This is a genomic window from Actinoplanes sp. NPDC021490 (assembly GCF_055562135.1).
Window position 1 is genome coordinate 69,669 of record NZ_JBVHFW010000008.1, and the last position, 19,731, is coordinate 89,399.

A 19,731-nucleotide genomic window follows, 5' to 3' on the forward strand; every position below is an offset into this window, starting at 1 on the left:
CGATGGCCCCGAAGCTATCGGGTGGGTATGACAAAACTCAGTGGCGTCCACACAGGACGTCGTTCACCAGCCGGAGCACCCGCTCGTCCACGGCCCGCCCGGCTTCCGGGGCGGCCAGCTGAGTGGTCAGCGCGAGGGCGACGACCCGCTTGCCGTCGGCGCTGACACCGTTCAGGGTCCGGGTGCCGGGCACGTCCCCGCCGTGCGACCAGTAGCCCCCGCACCGGTTCGGGAGGTATTCGATGCCCAGTCCGTAGCGTGCGCCCGGCACGTGCTCCTGCCACGTCGTGGCCAGGACGGTGCGGTGCATCTCGGCCATCTGGCGCGGCTTGAGGAGCCGGCCCTGCTGCAGCGCCTGCCAGAACTGGGCCAGGTCGGACGGCGTGGTCACCAGCCCGCCCGCGGTGCCGGCCACCGTGGGGTTGAGCAGCGTGGTGTCGGTCAGCGGGCCACCCGGCTCCCACTGCTGATAGCCCCGGGCGTACGGCCGGGGCAGCGACGCCCGGTCGCCCGGATACGACGTGTGGGTCAGGCCGAGCGGCCGCACGATCCGGTCGCGCACCTCGGTGGCCCACGGCCGGCCGGTCGTACGCTCAATGATCATCCCGGCCAGGATGTAGTTGGTGTTCGAGTAGTCCCAGGAGGTACCGGGCGCGAAGGCCGGTGGATGCTTCATCGCCAGCGCGACGAGGTCCTCGGCGTCGTAGTGGTCGAGCCGGTGGACCAGATAGGAGTCGTAGGACTCGAGCCCGGCGAGCGAGTTCGTGTAGTTGTAGATGCCGCTGGTGTGCTGGAGCAACTGGCGTACGGTGATCTGCCGGCCGTCGTGGCCGTTGCCCCGCACCACCCCGGGCAGCCGGCTCTCCACCGTGTCGGACAGGGACAGCTTCCCCTCGCCGACCAGCTGCAGCACGACGACCGAGGTGAACGTCTTGGTGTTGCTGCCCATCCGGAAGTGGCCGTCGAGCGGTACCGGGGCGTCCTTCCCGAGCTCGGCGAAGCCGCTGCGGGCCCGGATGGTGCGGCCGTCGGCCCGGGCCACCGCCTGGACGCCGACGTTGCCGATCTCGTGAAGGTCGTCCACCGCGGACTGCAACGGGCTGGTCGTTGCCGGTGCGACGAGGGTGGCTGCCAGTAGTGCCGCCACTGCGAGCATGTCGGAACCTCCTGCTTTTCGAGGTGAGATCCGACCGTACGAAGGTCCGGGTGTGGTTCCGAGCCGGTTAGCACCCGTCTTCCAGGTGGGGTCATCTCCACTTGACACCCGCCGGGAGCGTGCCCACACTCATGGACGTCTATCTATGTGAACGATAACACCGACACTTAAGGAGTCGAGGTGGGCAAATCGCGCCGATGGCGGGCCGCCCTGACCGGTCTCGCCGTCACGGTGCTGGCCGGCGCCGGAGTGCTGTTCGGGCTGCCCACGGCCCAGGCCGCCACCGTCAACCCCTCCGCCTGGTACGTGCTGGTCAACCGGAACAGCGGCAAGGCGATGGACCTCTACAACCGGGCCACCACCGCCGGGGCGGGCATCGCCCAGTTCGCCCGCAACGACGGCAACTGGCAGCAATGGCAGTTCGTCGACGCCGGCAGCGGCTACTACAAAATCAAGAGCCGGCACAGCGGGCTCGTGCTCGAACTGCCCAACGCCAATGACGGCACCCAGCTGATTCAGAACACCGACAACGGCACCACCCGCCAGCAGTTCACGCTCAAGGATTCCGCCGGGGGATACGTGCGGCTGCTGAACCGGCACAGCGGCAAGGCGGTCGAGGCGTGGGAATGGTCCACGGCCGACGGCGGAATCGTGGCCCAGTACGGGGATCTCGACGGCGCCAACCAGCAATGGCAAATGGTTCAGGTCGGCACCGGCAGCGGCTCGGCGAGCGCCTGTGGATCGGGCACGTTCCAGTCCGAGGTGACCGTGAGCGGAAGCACCTGGACGGCCCGCAATGCATCGGGCACGTCCGTCTACAGCGGAACCGATTTCCGTGCCGCGGTGCAGGCCGGAATCGGCAGCCTCACGGCCGGGCGTACGTCGATCCAACGGGTCGTCGTGCGGGGCAACGGCTCGATGACCGCGGGCAGCCGCATTTCCCTCGCCTCGTACACGTCGCTCTCGGTCTGCGGCACCATCAACGTGACCGGATCGGGCAGCGGCGACTACGCGCCCATCTATGCGCGCGGCGTCAGCAACATCGAGGTGCCCTATCTCAATCTGACCGGCGCGCCGATCTACGGCATTTTCCTGCGCAACGTGACGAACGTCTGGCTCGGCGCCCTCGACATGCGTCTGAGCGGGGGCCTCGGCGTGCGCATCGACAATCGCGGCGACACCAGCCAGTGGACCCGCAACGTCAAGGTCGATTCCGTGTACGTCTCCGGGGCGTCGTCACACGCGATGGAGACGTACGGGGTCGACGGCATCACCATCGGAACGGTAACCGCCCGCAACGTCGGCGAATCCGGGCTGCTGCTCAACCAGACCATCAATGCCACGGTCGGCACCGTCGATGCGGAAAACGCCGGCGCCGGTACGGGTTATGCCGCCTTCCGGATGGCCAACCGCAACGGCCGGATCGGCGACGCCTACCCGAACAACATCAAGGTTGGAACCGTGCGGGCGCGCGGTGGCGGCCGGGGCATCTTCTGCGTCTCGGAAAGCGGCGGCGCGACCATCGACCGGGTCGACATCGCCAACACGGGCAACAATTCGGTGCTCGTCGAGAACTGCTACAACGTCGTGATCGCCGGCGTCTCCGGCACGATCAGCGGTGGCGGCGAGGTCCGCATCGCGGCGCGCACCGAATTCCCCCCGTCGTCGGGCATCAGCTTCCGCAACCTGACGGTCTCCAACACCAACATCACCTGGAGCCCGTGCACCGGAAGCAACAACACGATCAGCAATGTGACGCGCTCGAATTCGACACTCACCTGGTGTTGACCGGCCCGTCCGCGGGCAAGTGCCCGGCATGAGCCGATTGACGCGAGCATTCGGGCAGGCGGCCCTCGGCGGTGTGTTGCTCACCGCCGGGGCCGGCCACCTGACCACCCAACGGCAGGAGTTCCAGGCGCAGGTGCCGTCCTGGTTCCCGGCCGATCCCGACAAGGTCGTCCTGGTGTCCGGCGTGGTCGAACTGGCCCTCGGCACTGCCCTGCTGGCGACCTGGCGTCAGCCGGCCCGCGGCCTGCTCGGCAAGGCGGTGGCCGGCTTCTTCGCCGGGGTCTTCCCGGGCAACATCGCCCAGTTCCTCGAACGCAAGGACGGTTTCGGCCTCGACACCGACACCAAGCGCGCTTTGCGCCTGCTGGGCCAGCCCGCCCTGATCGCCTGGGCCATCGCCGCCACCCGCCGCTGACCCCGGCTTTCGCTCAGCCGATGTCGCGGCGGCGGAAGCCCGCGTAGCCGGCGGCCAGGAAGGCGGCGGCCACCAGGGTCACCGTCAGCAGGGGAGTCGCGGTCAGCGGGTCGGCCGGGATCTGCGGGGTGTGCCGGAACGGGGACGCCTGCTGGGTCCAGTCCGGCAGTTTGAAGGAGTCGGCGAAAAGGGTGACGACCGCGCAGTAACCCACGATCACCCACGCCACCGCGGCGGCCGGGCGGGGGAGCCAGCCGACGGCCAGGACCGCGGCGGCGACGATCAGCCAGACCGCGGGCAGGTAGGCCAGGGCGATCCCGATCAGGCGGGGCACCTGGCCGGCGTCGGAGATCGTCAGCGCGTAGGCGACGCCCTCGCCGGCGCCGATCGCCAGCAGGGCCAGCGCGGTGCCGGCCAGGGCCACGCTGAGCTGGGCGGCCAGCCACGTGCGGCGGCTCGTGGCGGTGGCCAGCACGGGCTCGGCCCGGCCGGACGTCTCCTCGGCGCGAATGCGCAGGACACTGGTGACGCCGTACGCGGCGGCGATCAGCGCGGACACGCTGACGGTCAGCGCCAGGTACGAGTCGAGCACGCTCTGCGCCCCACCGGGCAGGAACTCGGCGAACTGGGGATTGTCGCGTACGTACTGTTCGATGGTGTTGCCGATCGATCCGTAGGCCGCGCCCAGCAGCGCCAGCCCGGCCACCCATCCGAGCAGCGCGCCGCGTTGCAACCGCCAGGCCAGCCCGTACGCGTTCCCGAGCGCCCGCGAGGCCCGGGGCGGACCGAGCCGCGACGGGATCAGGCCCGCACCGAAGTCGCGCCGTCCGAGCAGCAGCATCGCCGCCGCGACCAGCAGCCCCGACATGGCCGCCGGGAGCAGCAGCGGCCACCAGCGATCCCCGGAATACGGAAAAGTGCGCTGGCCCCACCCGATCGGCGAGAACCACGACAGCAGGCCGTTGCCGGTGTCACCCGCGGCCCGCAGGACGAAAGCCGCGCCGAGCAGGGCGCCGACACTTCCGTAGACGGCTCGCGCGTTCTCGAAGACCTGCGCGGCCACCGCGGTGAGCGCCGCGAACGTGAACCCCACCGCCGCGACCGCCACGCCGAACAGGATCGAACCGCCCACCGGCAGTCCCGTGCCCGCGGCCACCGCGAACACCAGCAGCCCGGCGGCGACGTCGGCCAGCGCGGCCAGGCCGAGCGCCGCGGCCGGCAGGGCATGACGGCCGACCTGGGTCGAGCGGATCAGCTCGGCCCGCCCGGTCTCCTCGTCGGCCCGCGTCTGCCGGCCGATCAGGAACATGTTCATCAGCGCGACGACAATCGCCAGAAACGCGAAGATCTCGAAGACGACCTCGCCGCCGATCGACTCGAGCAGGCCGGGCGGGCCGCTCATCGCGATCACCGCCGTGTTTGCGCCGATCGTGTCGCGCAGTTTTGCCAGTTGCTCCGCGGTGCCGTACAGGCTCTGGCTCTGACCGGACTGGACCAATACGAGCACTGTCGTGCCGAGCAGCCACCAGGGCAGGGTGGCCCGTTCACGGCGCAGCATGAAGCGGAGCAGGCGTGGCGCCCCGGCGGTCTTGGCAAACGCGGTCATCGGCACTCCCCGTGTCGCCACGATCGTACGACCGCCGGTCAGGACCGGGGTGTGCCAACATCGCGGGGATCCGGCCGCGGGTGCAGTTCACCGAGGCGGCCGGGCAGATGGCGGGGCAGATCGCCCCGGCCGAGCAGCAGCAGGTCGTGACCGATGCGGGGCGCGGTGGTGGCCGAGCCGTTTCCGCGGTGGATCGGGGCGGCTATTTCTGCTGGTAGGCCGGGTAGCCCAGCTTCTCGACGAGGTCACCCGTGGCCTTGTCGAAGGCCTCGTAGATGTCGTCGTCGAAGTGGTTGGCCCAGTCGCCGGGCTGTCCCTTGCGGTAGTGCGAGACCTTGCCGGTGCCCTGACGTTCGTTCATCTTGTCGAAGCTGTATCGGTCGAGCACCGTGGCCAGGGCGTCGGGGGGCAGGTTGATGCCGCAGTGGCGCAGCAGCGCCTCCATCTCACCCGCCTGGCCGGGACCGGTCAGCTCCTCGTATTTGACCAGCCGGACCTCGTCGGACCCGGGCGCCTCGATCCACGAGCGGATCGCGCCGAACCGGTTCTTCTTGGCCATGTCGCCGATCAGCCAGAGCAGGCCTTCCTTGCGCGGCTTCTCGAGCAGCACCTTGCGCACCTCGAGCACGTCGCCCATCGGCCCGTGCGAGTTGCGGGTCGAGAAGTAGCTCGAGACGACCATGTCGCGCGGGTCGCGCATCACGAAGAACGCGCGATACTTCTCCGGTTTCGGCATCTTGTCGAAGCGGGGGCGCGGGAAGAACAGCGACAGCCCGATGCGGTGCGACGGCACGACACGCGGGTGCCTCCAGCCGTAGAACCGCGGGTCGTAGGTGAGCAGGCCGGAGTGCCGATAGACGAGCGGGTCGCTGAACACCGCCTTGATCCACTGGCTGGCGGTCTTGCGCACCGCGCAGTGATAGATGTTCTCGAACTCGCTCCGGGTCGCCACCGGCACGGTGACTCGCAGGCGGGCGTTGTATGCCTCGGCCTGAGCACGGCGGGCCACAACGCGCACCGGTTCCGGTGTGCGTTGCTTGGCGAACATGACAGCGCGGTTGAACATCGTCGAGCCCGTGTCCTTTGCGTACGAAATCGCGGGTTCGCTACCAAGTTGATCTTGGTTGACGTGGTGTCCTGGGACTTTATAACAAAATCGATCGAAATAGTCAGCACGGCTCCTGGGAGCTTGCTGAAAAGGCAAGCCCCCGGGAGAGGTAACGAGCCAGGGCCGCGTCAGCCTCGGGCTCGGATCATCCGGCGCAACTCGTCGGCGTATTCGAGCACGGTCTGACGGACCACCGGTGCGGCATCGGCCACGACCTTCTCGGCCCGCGCCGGGAAATCCGTGGTTGTGCCGAATCGGGGGAGCAGCCGGCTCGAGTAGACCATCGCCGGGACCATGCCGCCGCGGGCGAAGCCGGGCAGCAGGCTGAGGTACTTCTCGTCGTAACCGGCCAGGATCGTGTCCTGCCCGGGCCGCCAGAACGCGTTCGTGACGGCGCCCATCGAGCTGATCGGCACCGACCGGTCGACGGTCAGCGCCTGCCAGACGGCCTCCTTCTCCTGAGCATCGGGGCGGGCCGCGCGCACCGCCAGGGCCCGGTACGTGGCATCCGGGTCGGGGTCGCGGGCGAGCAGATCCCGTACGGCGGCCTCGGTGTCACCACCCAGCTCGGCCGCGCGGATCAGGCAGCGCCAGCGCAGGTCGATGTCGTCACCGGCCCGCTCGCTCAGCCGGTCGATCGCGTCCAGGCCGCGCGCCGACCGGATCATGCCGCGCAGCGCCACCTGCTCGCGTCCGGGCTGCTCGGCCAGACCGGCGCACAACGCGTAGAAGTCGCCCATCAGGCGGTCGTCGCCGGCCCAGAACTCGGCGGCGTTGCCGGCCAGGCGCAGGTACGGCTCGATCACCGCGTCCGACGTCTCGACCGCGAGCACCGAGACCAGGCAGCTCACCGCCTCGTCGGGGGTCGCCTCGCCGGCGGTCAGCATGTCCCAGACCGTGGCCACGGCGACGCCCCGCGCCACCGCCGTGGGCAGGGCGCCGGCCGACGTGACGAGGGTTTCCCGGTCGCGCTTCGACGGCCGGACCGTCGCGAACGTCAGGTCCTCGTCGTTGACCAGGTAGAAGTCGGCCTCGGGCAAGGCCACGGACGTCGAGGCGCTGTGCACGTCGACGGTGTCCAGCGCCGTACGCCGCAACGCACCGTCGGTAAACGCGTAAGAACCGACAGCGAGCACCTGCGGGCGGGGCGGGCCGGCCGGGCCCCTGCCGGTCAGCGTGCCCGCCTCGTACGTGAACCGGTCGACCCCCGCAGTCTCCAGCCACCCGGCGCGCCACGCGTTCAGATCGCGGCCCGACGTCTGGGCCAGGGCGTCGATCAGATCCTGCAGCGTCGTGTTGCCCCACGCGTGCCGAGCGAAGTAGGACCTCATCCCGGCGACGAAGCTCTCCTCGCCCACATAGGTCATGAGCTGCCGCAACACCGCCGCGCCCTTGGGATAGGTGATCGCGTCGAAGATGGACGCGGCCTCGGCCACGTCCCGCACCGGCTGGCGGATCGGATGCGACACCGGGCCCTGATCGGCCAGATAGGCGGCCAGCTTCTCGCCGGCCAGCAGCCCCACCCAGGCGTCGGTGTGGCGGGTCGCCCCGACGGCCGCCCAGTAACAGGCGAACTCGGCGAACGCCTCGTTCAGCCACAGGTCGTCCCACCAGCGCATCGTCACGAGGTTGCCGAACCACATGTGCGACATCTCGTGCAGCAGCACCACGGCCAGCGACTCCTGCTCGGCCGGTGTCGGCTCGGCCCGCCGCAGGAACGAGTCCTCCCAGGTCACGCAGCCCCAGTTCTCCATCGCGCCGCCGAACTCGGGCATGAACACCTGGTCGTACTTGCGTTGCGGGAACGGCAGGCCGAAGACGTCGCCGAAGAACGCCAGGCCCTGCTCGGTGACCGTGAAGATCCGGTCGGCGTCGCGCTCCAGCATCGGGGCCAGCGAGCGGCGGCAGAACAGGCCGAGGTCGTACCCGCCCGCCTCGCGGCGCACCTCGTGCAGCGGGCCGGCGTTGACCACGCAGTTGTACGTGGAGAGCACCGGAGTGTCCGGGAACGACCACCGCCGTACGCCGCCCCGATCCTCCACCGCCGCGTCGCCGCTGTTGCTGGTCACGGTCCACGAGGACGGCGCGGTCACGACGAACGCGTGCGGCGCCTTCAGATCGGGCTGGTCGAAACACGCGAAAAGATGACGTGCCTCGTCGGGCGCGAACGTCGTCCAGACATAGACCTCGCCGTCGGCCGGGTCGATCGCCTTGTGCACGCCCGCGCCGTCGGTGGTGTCCGCCTGCACGCTCTCCACGCGCAGCACGTTGTGCCCGGCGAGCCGGGGGAGCGGGATCCGCCCGTCGACGGCCGGCGGCAGGGGCTCGCCGTTCAGGGTGGCCGAGACCACCGGGGCCACACAGTCGGCGAAGGTCTGCGCCCCCGGTTCCCGGCAGCTGAAGGTCACGGTCGAGACGCACACGACGGCCGAGCCGGTCGGCAGATCGGTGAAATCGATCGTGATGTCGTAGCGCTCGACGTCGATCAGCGCCGCGCGCTGCTCGGCTTCGACCTGGGTCAGACTCCGTGGGCTCATGCGCACGATCGTAAAACTGTGTTTGCCGGACCGCGCCCGGGTTAATGACCGGTCGCATGGTTCCACTGATGATCGTCAACGGATTTCTGCTCGGCGCCGCGTTCCTGTTCCTGCTCGCGATGCCGGCCCGGCGGCAGCACGCCCGGGCCGGGGAATCGGCTCCGGTGCTGCCCGAGCCGATCGAGGAACTGGCGGCGGAGTTGCAGGCCGTCGGCACCGCGGCGCAGCGGGCGCAGCAGGAGGCCGACGCGGCGCGGCGCCGGGTCGACTCGGCGGAACAGGAACGCGACCAGGCCGAATACCGCTACCGGGAGGCGCAGTACGGGCCGCGTCCCGACGCCGCGGAGCCGGCGCGCCTGGTCGAGCGGGCGGCTCTGGAGGCGTACCGGCGCGGTGATCTCTCGGCCTCGCAACTCGACGCCATCTGGCAGCAGGTGCCCGGCGCGGAGCCAGATGTGCGCGAGGACGCGGTGCAGACCGCGCGGGAACTGTACGAGAACGCGTCGGCCCAGGCGGTGCGGGTGCGGCAACAGGCGTACGTGGCCGGGGTGGCCGCCGAGGTGCTGGCCGAGGAGGAACGAGTGGCCGCGGGACAGCTCTCGGCGGCCCGGCAGTCGGTCAGCGGAGGCCTGCCCGGTCTCTTCGCCCCGCTGTCATGACAGCGGCCGGCGCCGGCTCAGCACGATCCGGCGCACCTGCTGCTCCTGCCGGAACCGGAAGGTCGAGCAGCGGGTGTCCTTAGCGGCCGAGGTCATCGCGTGGTGGGCGCAGCCGCCCATGCAGCCGGGCAGGGCCACACACGAGCGGCAGTCCTCGTCGGAGAACGGGTCGTACGTGAGCCACTTCGACAACCGGTCACCCGGCTGCGGCCAGGATCGCAGATTGCCGACCACCTCGGTGGGGTCACCGACCGTCTCCGTGCACTTGTAGATCTCTCCTCGCGAGCCGATCACCAACTCGTTGTCGCGGACGGCGGTGCACGGCGCGCCGCTCGGCTCCGGCGAGGCGACAGTGGCGAATCCGAGCCGGGTGGCCCGGTCGGCGAACTGCTGTTCGGCCTCCGCGAAAGCGGCCCGGGAAAGACACGCGGTGGCGTAGCGGGCGCTCGGGGCGAGCGGATTGGTGGTGGCGGCGACGATGTGTCCCGGATAGACGCCGATCCGCCCGGCCAGCCCGGCCGCCGCCAGGATCTCGAGCAGCCGGGGCGCGTCGCCGGCGTTGTCGGCGTCGAGATTGACCCGGACGGTCACGTCGAGCAGCCCGGCCACCGCGACGATGTTGGCCAGCAACCGGTCGAACGTGCCCCGGCCGCCGGCGAGCGGCCGGCGCCGGTCGTGCACCTCGGGCGGGCCGTCCATCGTCACCTGCGCGGCCGTCACGTGCCGGGCGCGCAGAAGTCCGGCCGTCGCGGCGGTCAGGAGATGGCCGTTGGTGATGATCTCGGCGGTGTAGGGCACCCCGGCCGCGGCGCAGCGGGCGATGAACTCGTCCGAGAGAGTGAGCAGCGCCGGCAGTCCCACCAGCGGCTCGCCGCCGTACCAGAGAACGGCGAACGAGCGTACGGAGGAAAGCTTCTGATCGACCAGGCGCAGCAGGCGTTGCTGAACCTCGTCGTCCAGCAGCGACGGATGCTTGGCCTCGAAGCAGTAAGGGCAGTCCAGGTTGCAGCCGAGACTCGGCACGATCGTGAGATGGAACCGGCCGGGATTGCGCCGGGTCCGCTCGTACCGGTGCCGCAGCAGGTCCAGTTCGTCGGTGCCGTCCGCGACAATCACGTGATTGTCGACGAGAGTGCTGATCAGTGCGGGGTCGACCGTGACAGAGTCGTCGCCCGCGATGAACCGCCGGGTCGGTTCGCGTTGCGCGATGGGCATGGCGGCGGTCCGGCCGGAGAAGCCGTTGTGGACGTACGTGGTGGGACCGTCGTCGATCCAGGTGTTGTACCGCGACTCCCTCATGATCGGCCCAGCGCGCTGACCTCCGGCCCCCAGATCAGGGCGATGTCCACGCCGGAGTGGCCGGGCCGGTCGGCGACGACGCCGCACGGCCGTCCCCCGAAGGACACCCCGGCGTCGCCCCGGGCCGCCGTTTCCGCCGCCTGCTGCTCGGTCGCCGCCCGCACCTCCGGCGTGGTGGCCGCGGGCGTGCCGATCCGGTGGATGTCCGGGCCGGGCCGCCGCCGGACGCCGTCGGAGAAGCCGTTCAGGTACGCCACGAGGACATCCACGGCCCAGGTGACTTCTTCCGGGAACGAGTGGGCGTTCGGGCCTCTCAATACGAGATGCTGGAATTGGTCGTTGCCGTCGGACATGGCGATCCCTCCCGGGCGATTAAATGATCTGACATTAATGATCGAATATCGCGTGAAGGAGCCGGGTGTCGTTAGGACACTCCCGCTCAACAACGTGAATGTCAATACAGCGAGCGGTCGATTCCCGGAAGCCGTAAACGAGATGCGCCGATCTCCGTGGGCCGCCTAGCATCGCGGCATGGCCGGACGGCTGCGAGTCCTCACCACGACCAAGACGCCACCCGCCACGATGGTGGAACGTTCCCGCGAACTCGCCGCTCTGCGCACGTGCCTCGGTGAGGTTCGCGACGGCCAGGCACGGATCGTGGTGCTCGAGGGCGCGGCCGGCGTCGGCAAGACCGCTCTGCTCCGGTCCGCCCGCGACCGCGCCGCCACCGACGGGTTCCGCGTTCTCTGGACCAGGATGCCCCACCTGGCCGCCACCGCGCCGCACGAGCTGCTGCGCCGGCTGCTCGGGCCCGAGGTCGCCCGGCGCGGCGGTCCCGGGTCGCTCACCGGGGCCGCGGCCTTCGCCGCGCCGCTGTTCACGCCGGGCAACACGACCGTCACCGGGATCGACTACGGCTGCCAGTGGCTTCTCGCGGCGCTCGCCGACGACGGCCCCCTGCTGCTGGCGATCGACGACATCCACTGGGCCGACGTCGAGTCGCTCCGAATCCTGGTGGACGCGGTGGAGGACCTGCAAGGCGCCCCGATCGGCGTGCTGGCCACGGCCCGGCCCAAGGCGGCGGACCCGGCCGTCGAGGCGATGCTGTCGCGGCTCACCACGCTGGGCGGGGCGAGCGTCGTGCGGCCCGGCCCCCTGACCGAGGCGGGTGTCGCCGAGGTGTTGTGGGCCGCGTTCGGCCGCGAGCCGGAACCGCCGTTCACCCTCGCCTGCGCTCAGGCCAGCGGCGGCAACGTGTTCTACCTGCGTGAACTCGTCCGCCCGCTGGTGGCGGCGGGCCTGCCACCGACGGCGGCCGCCGCGGCCGAACTGGCCACCAGCGGCCCGCAGGCGCTCGCGGCCACCGTGCTGTGGCGCCTCGACCAGCTCGGAACGGTCGCCACCGGGCTGGCGCAGGCGGCCGCGGTGCTGGGCGACGACGTGCCCCTGCGGATCGTCGCCGCCCTCGCCCAGGTCGACGGCGAGCCGGCCGGCCGGGCCGCGGCCGCGCTCGAGGCGGCCTCGATCCTGGGGCGGGCCGACCCCGCGGTCTTCCCGCATCCGCTCGTCCGGGCCGCCGTCGAGCACACCGTCGCGCCCGGACAGCTCGGACGACTGCACGCCGCCGCCGCGCGCGTCCTGCTCGCCTCGTCCGCGCCCGCGGCGCAGGTGGCCCGCCATCTGCTCCGGGCGCCGCCGGAGGGCTCGGAAACCGTCGTGGACCTGCTCGTCGAGGAGGCTCGCCGGGTCCTCGATTCCGGATCGCCGGAGACCGCGCACCGGCTGCTGACCCGCGCGCTGGCCGAGCCGCCGTCGCCCGCGGCGCGGCCGTCCGTGCTGCTCGCGCTGGCCGAGGCCGAACGGGCGACCGGCGCACCGACCCGGGCCCAGGAGCACCTGTTCGAGGTGGTCGAGACCGGGCCTCGCGACCTGTCGATCAGCGCGATGGCCGAGCTGTTCGACCTGCTCTACGAACTGGACGACCAGGACGGCGCCGAGCGATTGCGGCGGCGGGCGTTCGACGCCGAGCCGTACGGGGTGAGCCCGGCCGAGGTCCGGCTGCGCGCCGAGCTTCTGCTGGATGTCGCGGCCGGCCGGACCGAGCGGGCGCCCGAGCGGCTGACCCACGTCGACCTGGACCGGCTCGAGATCGACACCGGGGAACAGCGTTACCTCCTGCTCTGCGTCGCGATCCACCGCCGGGCGACCGGTGAGTGCCCGCCGGAGGAATTCCTGGCCCACCTGCGGCGTGTCGTCCACGAACTGCCGGACGGCCGGCCCCTCACCGGATGGGAGGTGAACGCGGCCCTGGACTCGGCCGCCTTCCTCGCCTCGGCCGAGGCCATGTCGGACGCCGACCGGGTGCTCGACCGCCTGCGTCCCGACGTGGCCCGGTTGCGGCGCGCCTCGCCCGGACTGCAGGCCGAGTGGTCGCATCGCAGCGTGCTCAACTGGCTGAGGTGCGGCCGTTTCGAGGAGGCGCTGGTGGCGCTGGGCGAGGCCGAGCAGTTCGCCGACCGGCACGGCCTCACCGTCTATGGCGGCCTGGCGAACTACGCGCGCGGCTGCATCGCCCTGGAACGCGGCGACTACGCCGAGGCGGGCCGCCAGCTCCTGGCGGGCCCGGCCGAGGCGGCCTTCGCGAGAGCGCTGGGTGAGCTGGTGTCCGGCCGGCCCGAGCGGGCCCTGATCCTGCTCGACCCGCCGGTGGGCGAGGGGCCGGCCTCCACCGAACGGGAGATCGAGTTCGAGGTCCACCTGCTGGCCAGCCACGCCCATCAGATGCTGAACGACCGCGAGGCGGCGTTGCGGGAATCCGAACGGGAGCTCGCCGTTCGCCTGCGGCATGGTCCGTCCTTCCGGCTGGCGCTGGCCCTGCGCAGGCGCGCGTCGTTCGCGCCCGCGCGGGAAGCGGTCGAACTGCTCGAGCGGGCGGTGGGGGAGTGCGCGGACACGCCGCGGCTTCCGATCCGGGCCCGGGTGCAGGCCGGCTACGGTGCCGCGCTGCGCCGGGCGGGCCGGTTGCGGGAGGCCCGGGTCGAGCTGGCCTCGGCCCTCGACCTGGCCGAAAGCCTCGGCATGACCGGTCTGTCACGGCGGGTCGTCACCGACATCCGAGCCGCGGGCGGCCGTCCACGGCGAACCCGGGTCACCGGCTGGGCCGCGCTGACCGGCAGCCAGGCGGCCGTGGCCCGGCTCGCCGCCGACGGCCGCACCAACCGGGAGATCGCGGAAAACCTGTACGTGACCATCAAGACGGTGGAGACGCATCTCGCCGCGGTGTACCGCAAGCTCGCCGTGGCCGGGCGCGACCAGCTGCGCGAAGCCCTGACGCGGGATCCGCAATTCTCAGGGGGGCCACCCTGACGCTCCCAGCCGACCCCGAAACCGACGATAACTGTCATGCCAGGGTATGAAGGTTCGCTCAGCATCGCCGCACGGCCGGCCTCCGACCGCGCCCAGGCGACGATCATCCGAGTCGTGGTCGCGGACGACGAGCCGCTCATCCGCGCCGGCCTCACCGCACTGCTTTCCGCGGGCGCCGGCATCGAGGTGGTGGCCGAGGCCCGTACGGGAAACGACGCCGTCGCCGCGGCCGCGGTGCTGCAACCGGACGTGCTGATCCTCGGGTTGCCGGCCGGACGCGACGCGACAGAGCTGATCGCCGAGGTCGCGGCCCGTCAGACCGTACGGGTGCTGGCGATGTCGGCCGACTATCTCGCGCCGCTGGTCTGGACCGCCCTGCGCGCCGGCGCCGCGGGCTTCCTGCTCAGGTCGCAGCCGCCGGAGGTGCTGCTCGCCGCGGTCCGCGCGGTCGCGCTGGCCGGGGTGTGGCTCGACGACGTGTTCGTCACCGACATGCTGGGCGAGATGGCGGGCCGGTCGGCGGACCGCGCCAGCTCGTCCGTGCTCGTCCGGCGGCTGACCCCCCGCGAGCGCGAGGTGCTGGTGCTGCTGGCCAACGGCCTCGGCAACGCCGAGATCGCCGAGCGCCTCTTCCTCAGCGACGGGACGGTCCGCACGCACATCGGGCACATCCTCATGAAGCTCGAATGCCGCGACCGGACCCGCGCCGTCGTGATCGCCTACCGTACGGGCCTGGTCGGGATGTTGCCCGCCGACGCGCTTCACCGCTGACGCACCGTCTCGGCCAGGCGCCGGGTCTGGGCCGCGGTGACCGTATCGAAATGGACCATGGCCTCGGGGTCGGCCACCAGCCGGCTGAGGAGTCGCGCGGCCCGGGTGTTGTCGGCCGGGCCCGCGATGAACTTCTTGCCCCCGAAGGCCAGATGCGACCGCGAGAAATGGATGCCGAGCGTCCGGGTGAGCGACGCCGCCAGCGGGTCGCTCATGCCGTACCGGGCCGCCCGTTCCTCCTGGATCGCTTGAACCGTGCCGCCCGCCCCGCCGCACGCGTTGCCGCCGCCGAGCGCCAGCCACGCCCCGACCTCCGGTTCCAGCAGCTGGATCGCGTGCCGCTCGTCGTCGCGGGTCGTCGGGTACGCCACCCAGATCGTCAGCGACTTGCCCACCGCCATGATCGGCCGTCCGCCGGGGCCGGGCAGGTAGAGCAACGGGGTCAGCCGATAGCCGCCCGGCTCGGCCAGGGCGAAGCCGTTGGCGCCGAACCAGACGGTGATGTTCTGGTCGGCGACGAAGCCGGGCGGCAGCTCCTTGTCGTCCGACGCGAGACTGAGGCATCGCTGGACCATCGGCACGAAGGTCTGCGCTTCCGGCCCTCCCGTACTGTTCGCGGTCGCCCTGTTCGCCGTCGCCCGTTCCACCGAGATGCCCAGATAGCCGGCTTTGACGTCGAGGGCGTCCACCGGCAGCCAGACCGAGTCCTGACTGGTGTTGGCCAGCGACACCTTCAGCTGGACCGGCTGGCCGAACGCGAAGTGCGGGCCGCCGGGCGGCGGGGTGAGGGTCAGGTCCAGCCCGGGCGCGGGCCGATCGGGGACGTACGCCGGCCGGCCGCCGGGTGCCAAGCTCCAATAGTCGTACGAGTGGAAGGCCGCGCCGCCCGGCATGACGGTGGAGCGGTTCCCGTGCCGCAGAAAGGCGAGCTCGTCCGGGTCGAAGCTGTACCGGGACTCTTGCCAGTACTCGGCTTCCTTCGCGCCGCCCAGGTACTCCCACGGATAGTTCATGAAGGAGGTCGAGTGGCCGCGTCCGATGGCCGGCTCGAAACGGTGCGTGAGATTGAGGGCGTGTCCGACCTCGTGGGTCATGGTGTAGATGATCTGCCGGTCGGGTTCCGCCGGGAAACGTTCGCGGATCTCGTCCACGAAGACGGCGCAGCCCTGCCGGGGCAGGCTTCCGCCGAGGTCGAACATCACGCCGTACAGGTCCCGCCGCTCCGACTTCGAAAGCATCAGCAACTGAACCTGCCAAGCCGGGGTGTCCATCCGCGTCTGCGCCACCCGGGCCGCTTCCCGGTTCAATTTGTCGAAGGTGTCCATCACGGCGTAGATGTTGGCGTCCGACCACTCCCAGCCGCCGTCGTGCTTCGGAATCCTGGATCGGTCGCCCGCCGGCACGACCTCGATGCCGGCTCTTTTCATGCATTCCTGGAAGGTGATCTCGTCGCCGTTCACCTGCACCGGTTTCGGCGGTTCGACACCTTCCTCGAACTCGGTCTCGACGCCGAGCCGGCGCAGTTCCGCCCCCAGCCGCCGCAGCGTGACCCGCACCGGGTCGCCGAAGGGCAGGCCGTTCAGCGGCCCGGCCAGGCGGAGTTCGACGGTGACGTCGCCGGTCGGCCGGGGCTCCACGAAAACGTGCCCGCGGGTCGCCTTGCCGTTCTCGGCGAAGCAGGCCACCGGCCACGGTTCTCCGGCCGCTGTCGTGAGCGGGTCCTCGGTGCGGAAAGAGGCCAGATAGACGTGCTCCCCGCCGTCGTCCAGCTCGACGTCGCCGCTCACGACGCCGTCCCCGTCCGTCTCGATCCGCAATTCGAGGAAGAGGCGGCCGTTGTCGCCCTCGTACCGTCCGCCGGCCAGGTTGCCGATCATGAGAACCCCTCTCGACAGACCGATTCTTCTGCGTCGATACCCGGGCCGCGTCAGCCTTTTCTCCTGACTGCGGTGTCGGATCATCGACGTAGAAAAAGGATCATCTCGGCAAGGGTGACTACGCCGATCGACGTATCGGGTTGGCTTATCGCCTTTCCGGTTTCCCTTTCTCGGTTGCCGTTTCCCTCGTACGGGGATCCGCTCAGCTCCGGACTGTTGCTGCGCCGCATGGTTGTTCACCGCGCGGCGGGGGATGGACGAGAGGGAGGGCTATTGGGTGTGCTTTCTCAGGTGCAGTGCCGGGAGACCGGCGACAGCCACTGCGTCAGGGTGGGGCCCAAGGTCTTGTCGACGTCCTTCGCGGTCTTGATGGTGCCGAAGAACTTCTGATCGGTGGACTTGGCGTGAATGGCCGCCGCGGCCTGCTTGCCATCGGCTTTGAGCTGGGCGTCGGCACTCGTGGCGGTGGCCTCCTGAACGCCGGTGGCGAACGCGGCCAGCGACTGCTGGGCGGCCGCGATGGTCTTCCGGTCGGAGACATACTTCGTCAGAGCCTCGGCCAGGGGAGCCATGTTCTTGCCGTACGCCTGACCCAGCGCTTCGCACGTCGTCTTGATCGCGGCGGGCGCTGTGGCGGCCGGGGCCCCCGACGCGCCCGGAGCCGCCGGCGCCGCGCCGGGCGTCGGCCCCGAGGCGGTTCCGCAGGCGGCGGCACTCAGCGCGAGGCCGCCCGCCACCAGGTAGCCGGCGAGCCGGCCGCGCCGGAACGGGGTGGCGGTCAACGCGTGTACTGGACTGTGGGACATGGGGGATTACCTCCGGGGAGAGGGCAGGACGTTGGGAGCGCTCCCAACGATCCTGCACCCTACGACGCGGAGAGAGGCTTGTCGATGCCCAAGCCTTCCGGCCCGGGTCAGTTCTCCACGAGGGTGCGCAGTGTCCGGCGAAGCTGATCCGTCGCCTCCGGACTGATCGCGGCCAGGAACGCGCTCTCGGCCTTCCCGTACGCCACCTGCGCCGCGTCGTAGGTCTGAATCCCCTGCTCGGTGAACTCGACGACGTTCCGGCGCCGGTCTGTGGGGTCCGGCCGCCGCGTGATGATGCCCTTGCGCTCGAGCACGTCCAGCAACGCCACCATCGTGGTGCGGTCGATGCCGAGCGTCTGCGCCACTTGCAGCTGCGACGCCAGTCTCCGGTGGGCCAGCACCCGGAGGGCCCCGAAATCTTTGCTGTCGATTCCCAGCGGCTCCAGCGCCGCGTCAGTCAACGTCGTGAGCTGCAGGGATGCGTGCTTGAGGAGGTACCCCAAGACCTCGTGCGGGTCGGCGGTGGTGCTGGGCTCGGTGGACACGGCTCCATTCTAGGCCTAGCCTGATCGTCAGCACTACTGACGATCAGCTCCACTGCGAAAGGCGCCATCATGATCCTCGTGACCGGAGGGCTCGGCTTCATCGGCTCCCACACCGTCCGCGCCCTCACCGACGCCGGCGAGGAGTGTGTTCTGCTCCAGCGCCGCACCCCGCAGGTCCCCGCGCACATGGCCGACCTGCCCATTCACGCCGTCCAGGGCGACGTCGCCGACCTCGACGCCCTGCTCGCCGTCGGCCGGCAGTTCCCGATCACCGGAATCGTGCACCTCGCCGTCGCTGTGCCCTGGGCGGTGACCGACCTCGACCCGATCGACGCCACGGCGGGAGCCCTGGAGGCGTTCCTCAACATCGTCCGCGCCGCGCAAACCTGGGGTGTGCGGCGTGTCGTCACCGCGAGCACCATCGGTGTCTACGGCTTCGGCTCCGAGGGCGCACTCACCGAGGACGTGCCGGTCTCCCTGGAGCACGCCCACGCCATCCCGACTTTCAAGAAGGTCGTGGAACTTCTCGCCGGCCACCTCTCGGACGTGACCGACGTGGACATCGTCAACGCCCGCATCTCCGGCACCTGGGGTCCCGGCGGCCACCTGCCCGACCCGTTCTTCGCCGCCCCCTCCCTGGCCTATGCCGCAGCCCAGCGCAGCGAGCCCGACCTGTCCGGGCTCATGGCGCCGCCGCACGCCGAAGACGCTCTCGACCTGCTCTACGTCAAGGACACCGGTCGCGCGCTCGCGCTGCTGCAGCTCGCCGGAAAGCTGAACCACTCCACGTACAACGTCGCCTCCGGCCGCGCCACCAGCAACGTCGACGTCATCACCGCGATCAACTCCGTCGAGCCCGGCTTCCAGTACGAACTCCCCTCGGCCGGAGACCGCAAGGTGAGCTGGCTCGACATCACGCGCCTGCGCGAGGACACGGGCTTCGAGCCCCAGTACGACACGGCCGCGGCTGCCGCCGACTACATCGCCTGGCTGCGCGCGGGAAACCAGCGGTAACCCCGAGCCGCCCTCGGCTGCCGTCACGCAGATCCGATCGTTGCCTTGCCGGAGACCGCCCCCAGCATCTCCGGCAAGGACTCCGAACGCCCTCGAGAGGTCGCCGGATGCTGACGAGCGAAGCCCGGATACCCGGCCGCTGGATCGTGTGTTCACACCAGCAATGCTCTGCGCTCTTGCCGGCAACTGCATGCGGCTTCGAGGCGTGCACCGGCTCGCGCTGGGGCGCTTCGATGCCGCCACGAGACAGTCGCTGAGCAACCTACGGGCTCCTGCGCCAGACGCTCGAGACCGCCCGATCGCATCTGGTCACCGGGGGCCCGCTGCGGACCGCGGTGGGCGCGAGCACCGCCTGGCCGACGCGGCCTGCTTCGGGAGCCGGCGCAAGCGGCGCCGGCGCGGACGCCTCCCTACTTCGACGACGACCCGCACCGGTACAGCGTCAGCACCGGCGGCACCGACGCCATCAACCTCCTCATCGGGAGGACTCGCCGACGGGCCGACGACTTCAGCAACTTCAGCAACTGCGGCATCGGCATCCTGCTCGCTCCGACGGCGACCGACCCTGGCTACGTTCTCGGCGCGGGTCATGAGCTACCACCCTCAGATCCGAAGAGCCACTCCGGTTAAGCCAGCCGCAGGCCCACAATCCCGCCGTAGCCGTAGCCGTAGCCGTAGCCGTAGCCGTAGCCGTGGCCGTGGCCGTGGCCGTGGCCGTGGCCGTGGCCGTGGCCGTGGCCGTGGCCGTGGCCGTGGCCGTGGCCGTGGCCGTGGCCGTGGCCGT

16 protein-coding genes are annotated in these 19,731 nt (G+C 70.7%); 7 read left to right on the forward strand and 9 right to left on the reverse strand.

Annotated features, from left to right (window positions below):
• Positions 1 to 37: 37 nt before the first annotated feature.
• Positions 38 to 1,156, reverse strand: coding sequence for a serine hydrolase domain-containing protein (locus tag ACZ3I4_RS22060; RefSeq protein WP_465383860.1), 1,119 nt, complete (start codon positions 1,154 to 1,156; stop codon positions 38 to 40).
• Between the two features lie 180 nt (positions 1,157 to 1,336).
• On the opposite strand from ACZ3I4_RS22060, the gene ACZ3I4_RS22065 reads away from it, so the two are divergent.
• Both ACZ3I4_RS22065 and ACZ3I4_RS22070 read left to right on the forward strand, forming a co-directional pair.
• Positions 1,337 to 2,944 carry an RICIN domain-containing protein gene (locus tag ACZ3I4_RS22065; protein WP_465383861.1) on the forward strand — a complete coding sequence of 536 codons (1,608 nt, stop codon included), beginning with the start codon at positions 1,337 to 1,339 and terminating at the stop codon, positions 2,942 to 2,944.
• 28 nt (positions 2,945 to 2,972) lie between these two features.
• Positions 2,973 to 3,359 carry a DoxX family protein gene (locus ACZ3I4_RS22070; RefSeq protein WP_465383862.1) on the forward strand — a complete coding sequence of 129 codons (387 nt, stop codon included), beginning with the start codon at positions 2,973 to 2,975 and terminating at the stop codon, positions 3,357 to 3,359.
• Between the two features lie 13 nt (positions 3,360 to 3,372).
• On the opposite strand, the gene ACZ3I4_RS22075 is transcribed toward ACZ3I4_RS22070, so the two are convergent.
• Positions 3,373 to 4,965 (reverse strand): ABC transporter permease, encoded by a 1,593-nt coding sequence (locus tag ACZ3I4_RS22075; protein ID WP_465383863.1) that lies wholly within the window; start codon positions 4,963 to 4,965, stop codon positions 3,373 to 3,375.
• Between the two features lie 80 nt (positions 4,966 to 5,045).
• On the opposite strand from ACZ3I4_RS22075, the gene ACZ3I4_RS22080 reads away from it, so the two are divergent.
• Positions 5,046 to 5,183: a hypothetical protein gene (locus ACZ3I4_RS22080; RefSeq protein ID WP_465383864.1), complete on the forward strand. Its 138-nt coding sequence runs from the start codon at positions 5,046 to 5,048 to the stop codon at positions 5,181 to 5,183.
• Here the strand turns inward: ACZ3I4_RS22080 and ACZ3I4_RS22085 are convergent.
• Both ACZ3I4_RS22085 and pepN read right to left on the reverse strand, forming a co-directional pair.
• On the reverse strand, positions 5,168 to 6,031 hold the full coding sequence (locus ACZ3I4_RS22085) for a sulfotransferase domain-containing protein (protein WP_465383865.1): 864 nt from the start codon (positions 6,029 to 6,031) through the stop codon (positions 5,168 to 5,170). The genes ACZ3I4_RS22080 and ACZ3I4_RS22085 overlap by 16 nt on opposite strands.
• A gap of 170 nt (positions 6,032 to 6,201) precedes the next feature.
• A complete protein-coding gene (pepN, locus tag ACZ3I4_RS22090; protein ID WP_465383866.1) occupies positions 6,202 to 8,610 on the reverse strand; it encodes an aminopeptidase N in 2,409 nt (802 codons plus the stop codon).
• Positions 8,611 to 8,678: 68 nt separating this feature from the next.
• Between pepN and ACZ3I4_RS22095 the strand changes: the two genes are divergently transcribed.
• A complete protein-coding gene (locus tag ACZ3I4_RS22095; RefSeq protein WP_465383867.1) occupies positions 8,679 to 9,269 on the forward strand; it encodes a hypothetical protein in 591 nt (196 codons plus the stop codon).
• Here the strand turns inward: ACZ3I4_RS22095 and ACZ3I4_RS22100 are convergent.
• Positions 9,264 to 10,568 carry a radical SAM protein gene (locus tag ACZ3I4_RS22100; protein WP_465383868.1) on the reverse strand — a complete coding sequence of 435 codons (1,305 nt, stop codon included), beginning with the start codon at positions 10,566 to 10,568 and terminating at the stop codon, positions 9,264 to 9,266. The genes ACZ3I4_RS22095 and ACZ3I4_RS22100 overlap by 6 nt on opposite strands.
• Positions 10,565 to 10,921: a hypothetical protein gene (locus ACZ3I4_RS22105; RefSeq protein WP_465383869.1), complete on the reverse strand. Its 357-nt coding sequence runs from the start codon at positions 10,919 to 10,921 to the stop codon at positions 10,565 to 10,567. The genes ACZ3I4_RS22100 and ACZ3I4_RS22105 overlap by 4 nt, the downstream gene beginning before the upstream one ends.
• A 178-nt stretch (positions 10,922 to 11,099) precedes the next feature.
• Here ACZ3I4_RS22105 and ACZ3I4_RS22110 point away from each other — a divergent pair, with 178 nt between their 5' ends.
• Both ACZ3I4_RS22110 and ACZ3I4_RS22115 read left to right on the forward strand, forming a co-directional pair.
• Positions 11,100 to 13,934, forward strand: coding sequence for an ATP-binding protein (locus tag ACZ3I4_RS22110; RefSeq protein ID WP_465383870.1), 2,835 nt, complete (start codon positions 11,100 to 11,102; stop codon positions 13,932 to 13,934).
• Between the two features lie 36 nt (positions 13,935 to 13,970).
• Entirely contained in the window at positions 13,971 to 14,705 is a 735-nt protein-coding gene (locus tag ACZ3I4_RS22115; protein WP_465383871.1) for a response regulator transcription factor, read from the forward strand.
• Here ACZ3I4_RS22115 and ACZ3I4_RS22120 read toward each other — a convergent pair.
• From ACZ3I4_RS22120 to ACZ3I4_RS22130, 3 genes are all read right to left on the reverse strand, one after another.
• Positions 14,696 to 16,582, reverse strand: a complete 1,887-nt coding sequence (locus tag ACZ3I4_RS22120) for a zinc metalloprotease (protein ID WP_465383872.1) — start codon at positions 16,580 to 16,582, stop codon at positions 14,696 to 14,698. The two genes, ACZ3I4_RS22115 and ACZ3I4_RS22120, sit on opposite strands and share 10 nt — an antisense overlap.
• Positions 16,583 to 16,869: 287 nt before the next feature.
• Positions 16,870 to 17,364 (reverse strand): hypothetical protein, encoded by a 495-nt coding sequence (locus ACZ3I4_RS22125; RefSeq protein ID WP_465383873.1) that lies wholly within the window; start codon positions 17,362 to 17,364, stop codon positions 16,870 to 16,872.
• Between the two features lie 131 nt (positions 17,365 to 17,495).
• A complete protein-coding gene (locus ACZ3I4_RS22130; protein WP_465383874.1) occupies positions 17,496 to 17,933 on the reverse strand; it encodes a MarR family winged helix-turn-helix transcriptional regulator in 438 nt (145 codons plus the stop codon).
• Positions 17,934 to 18,002: 69 nt separating this feature from the next.
• On the opposite strand from ACZ3I4_RS22130, the gene ACZ3I4_RS22135 reads away from it, so the two are divergent.
• Positions 18,003 to 18,947: an NAD-dependent epimerase/dehydratase family protein gene (locus ACZ3I4_RS22135; RefSeq protein WP_465383875.1), complete on the forward strand. Its 945-nt coding sequence runs from the start codon at positions 18,003 to 18,005 to the stop codon at positions 18,945 to 18,947.
• Positions 18,948 to 19,731 lie beyond the last annotated feature (784 nt).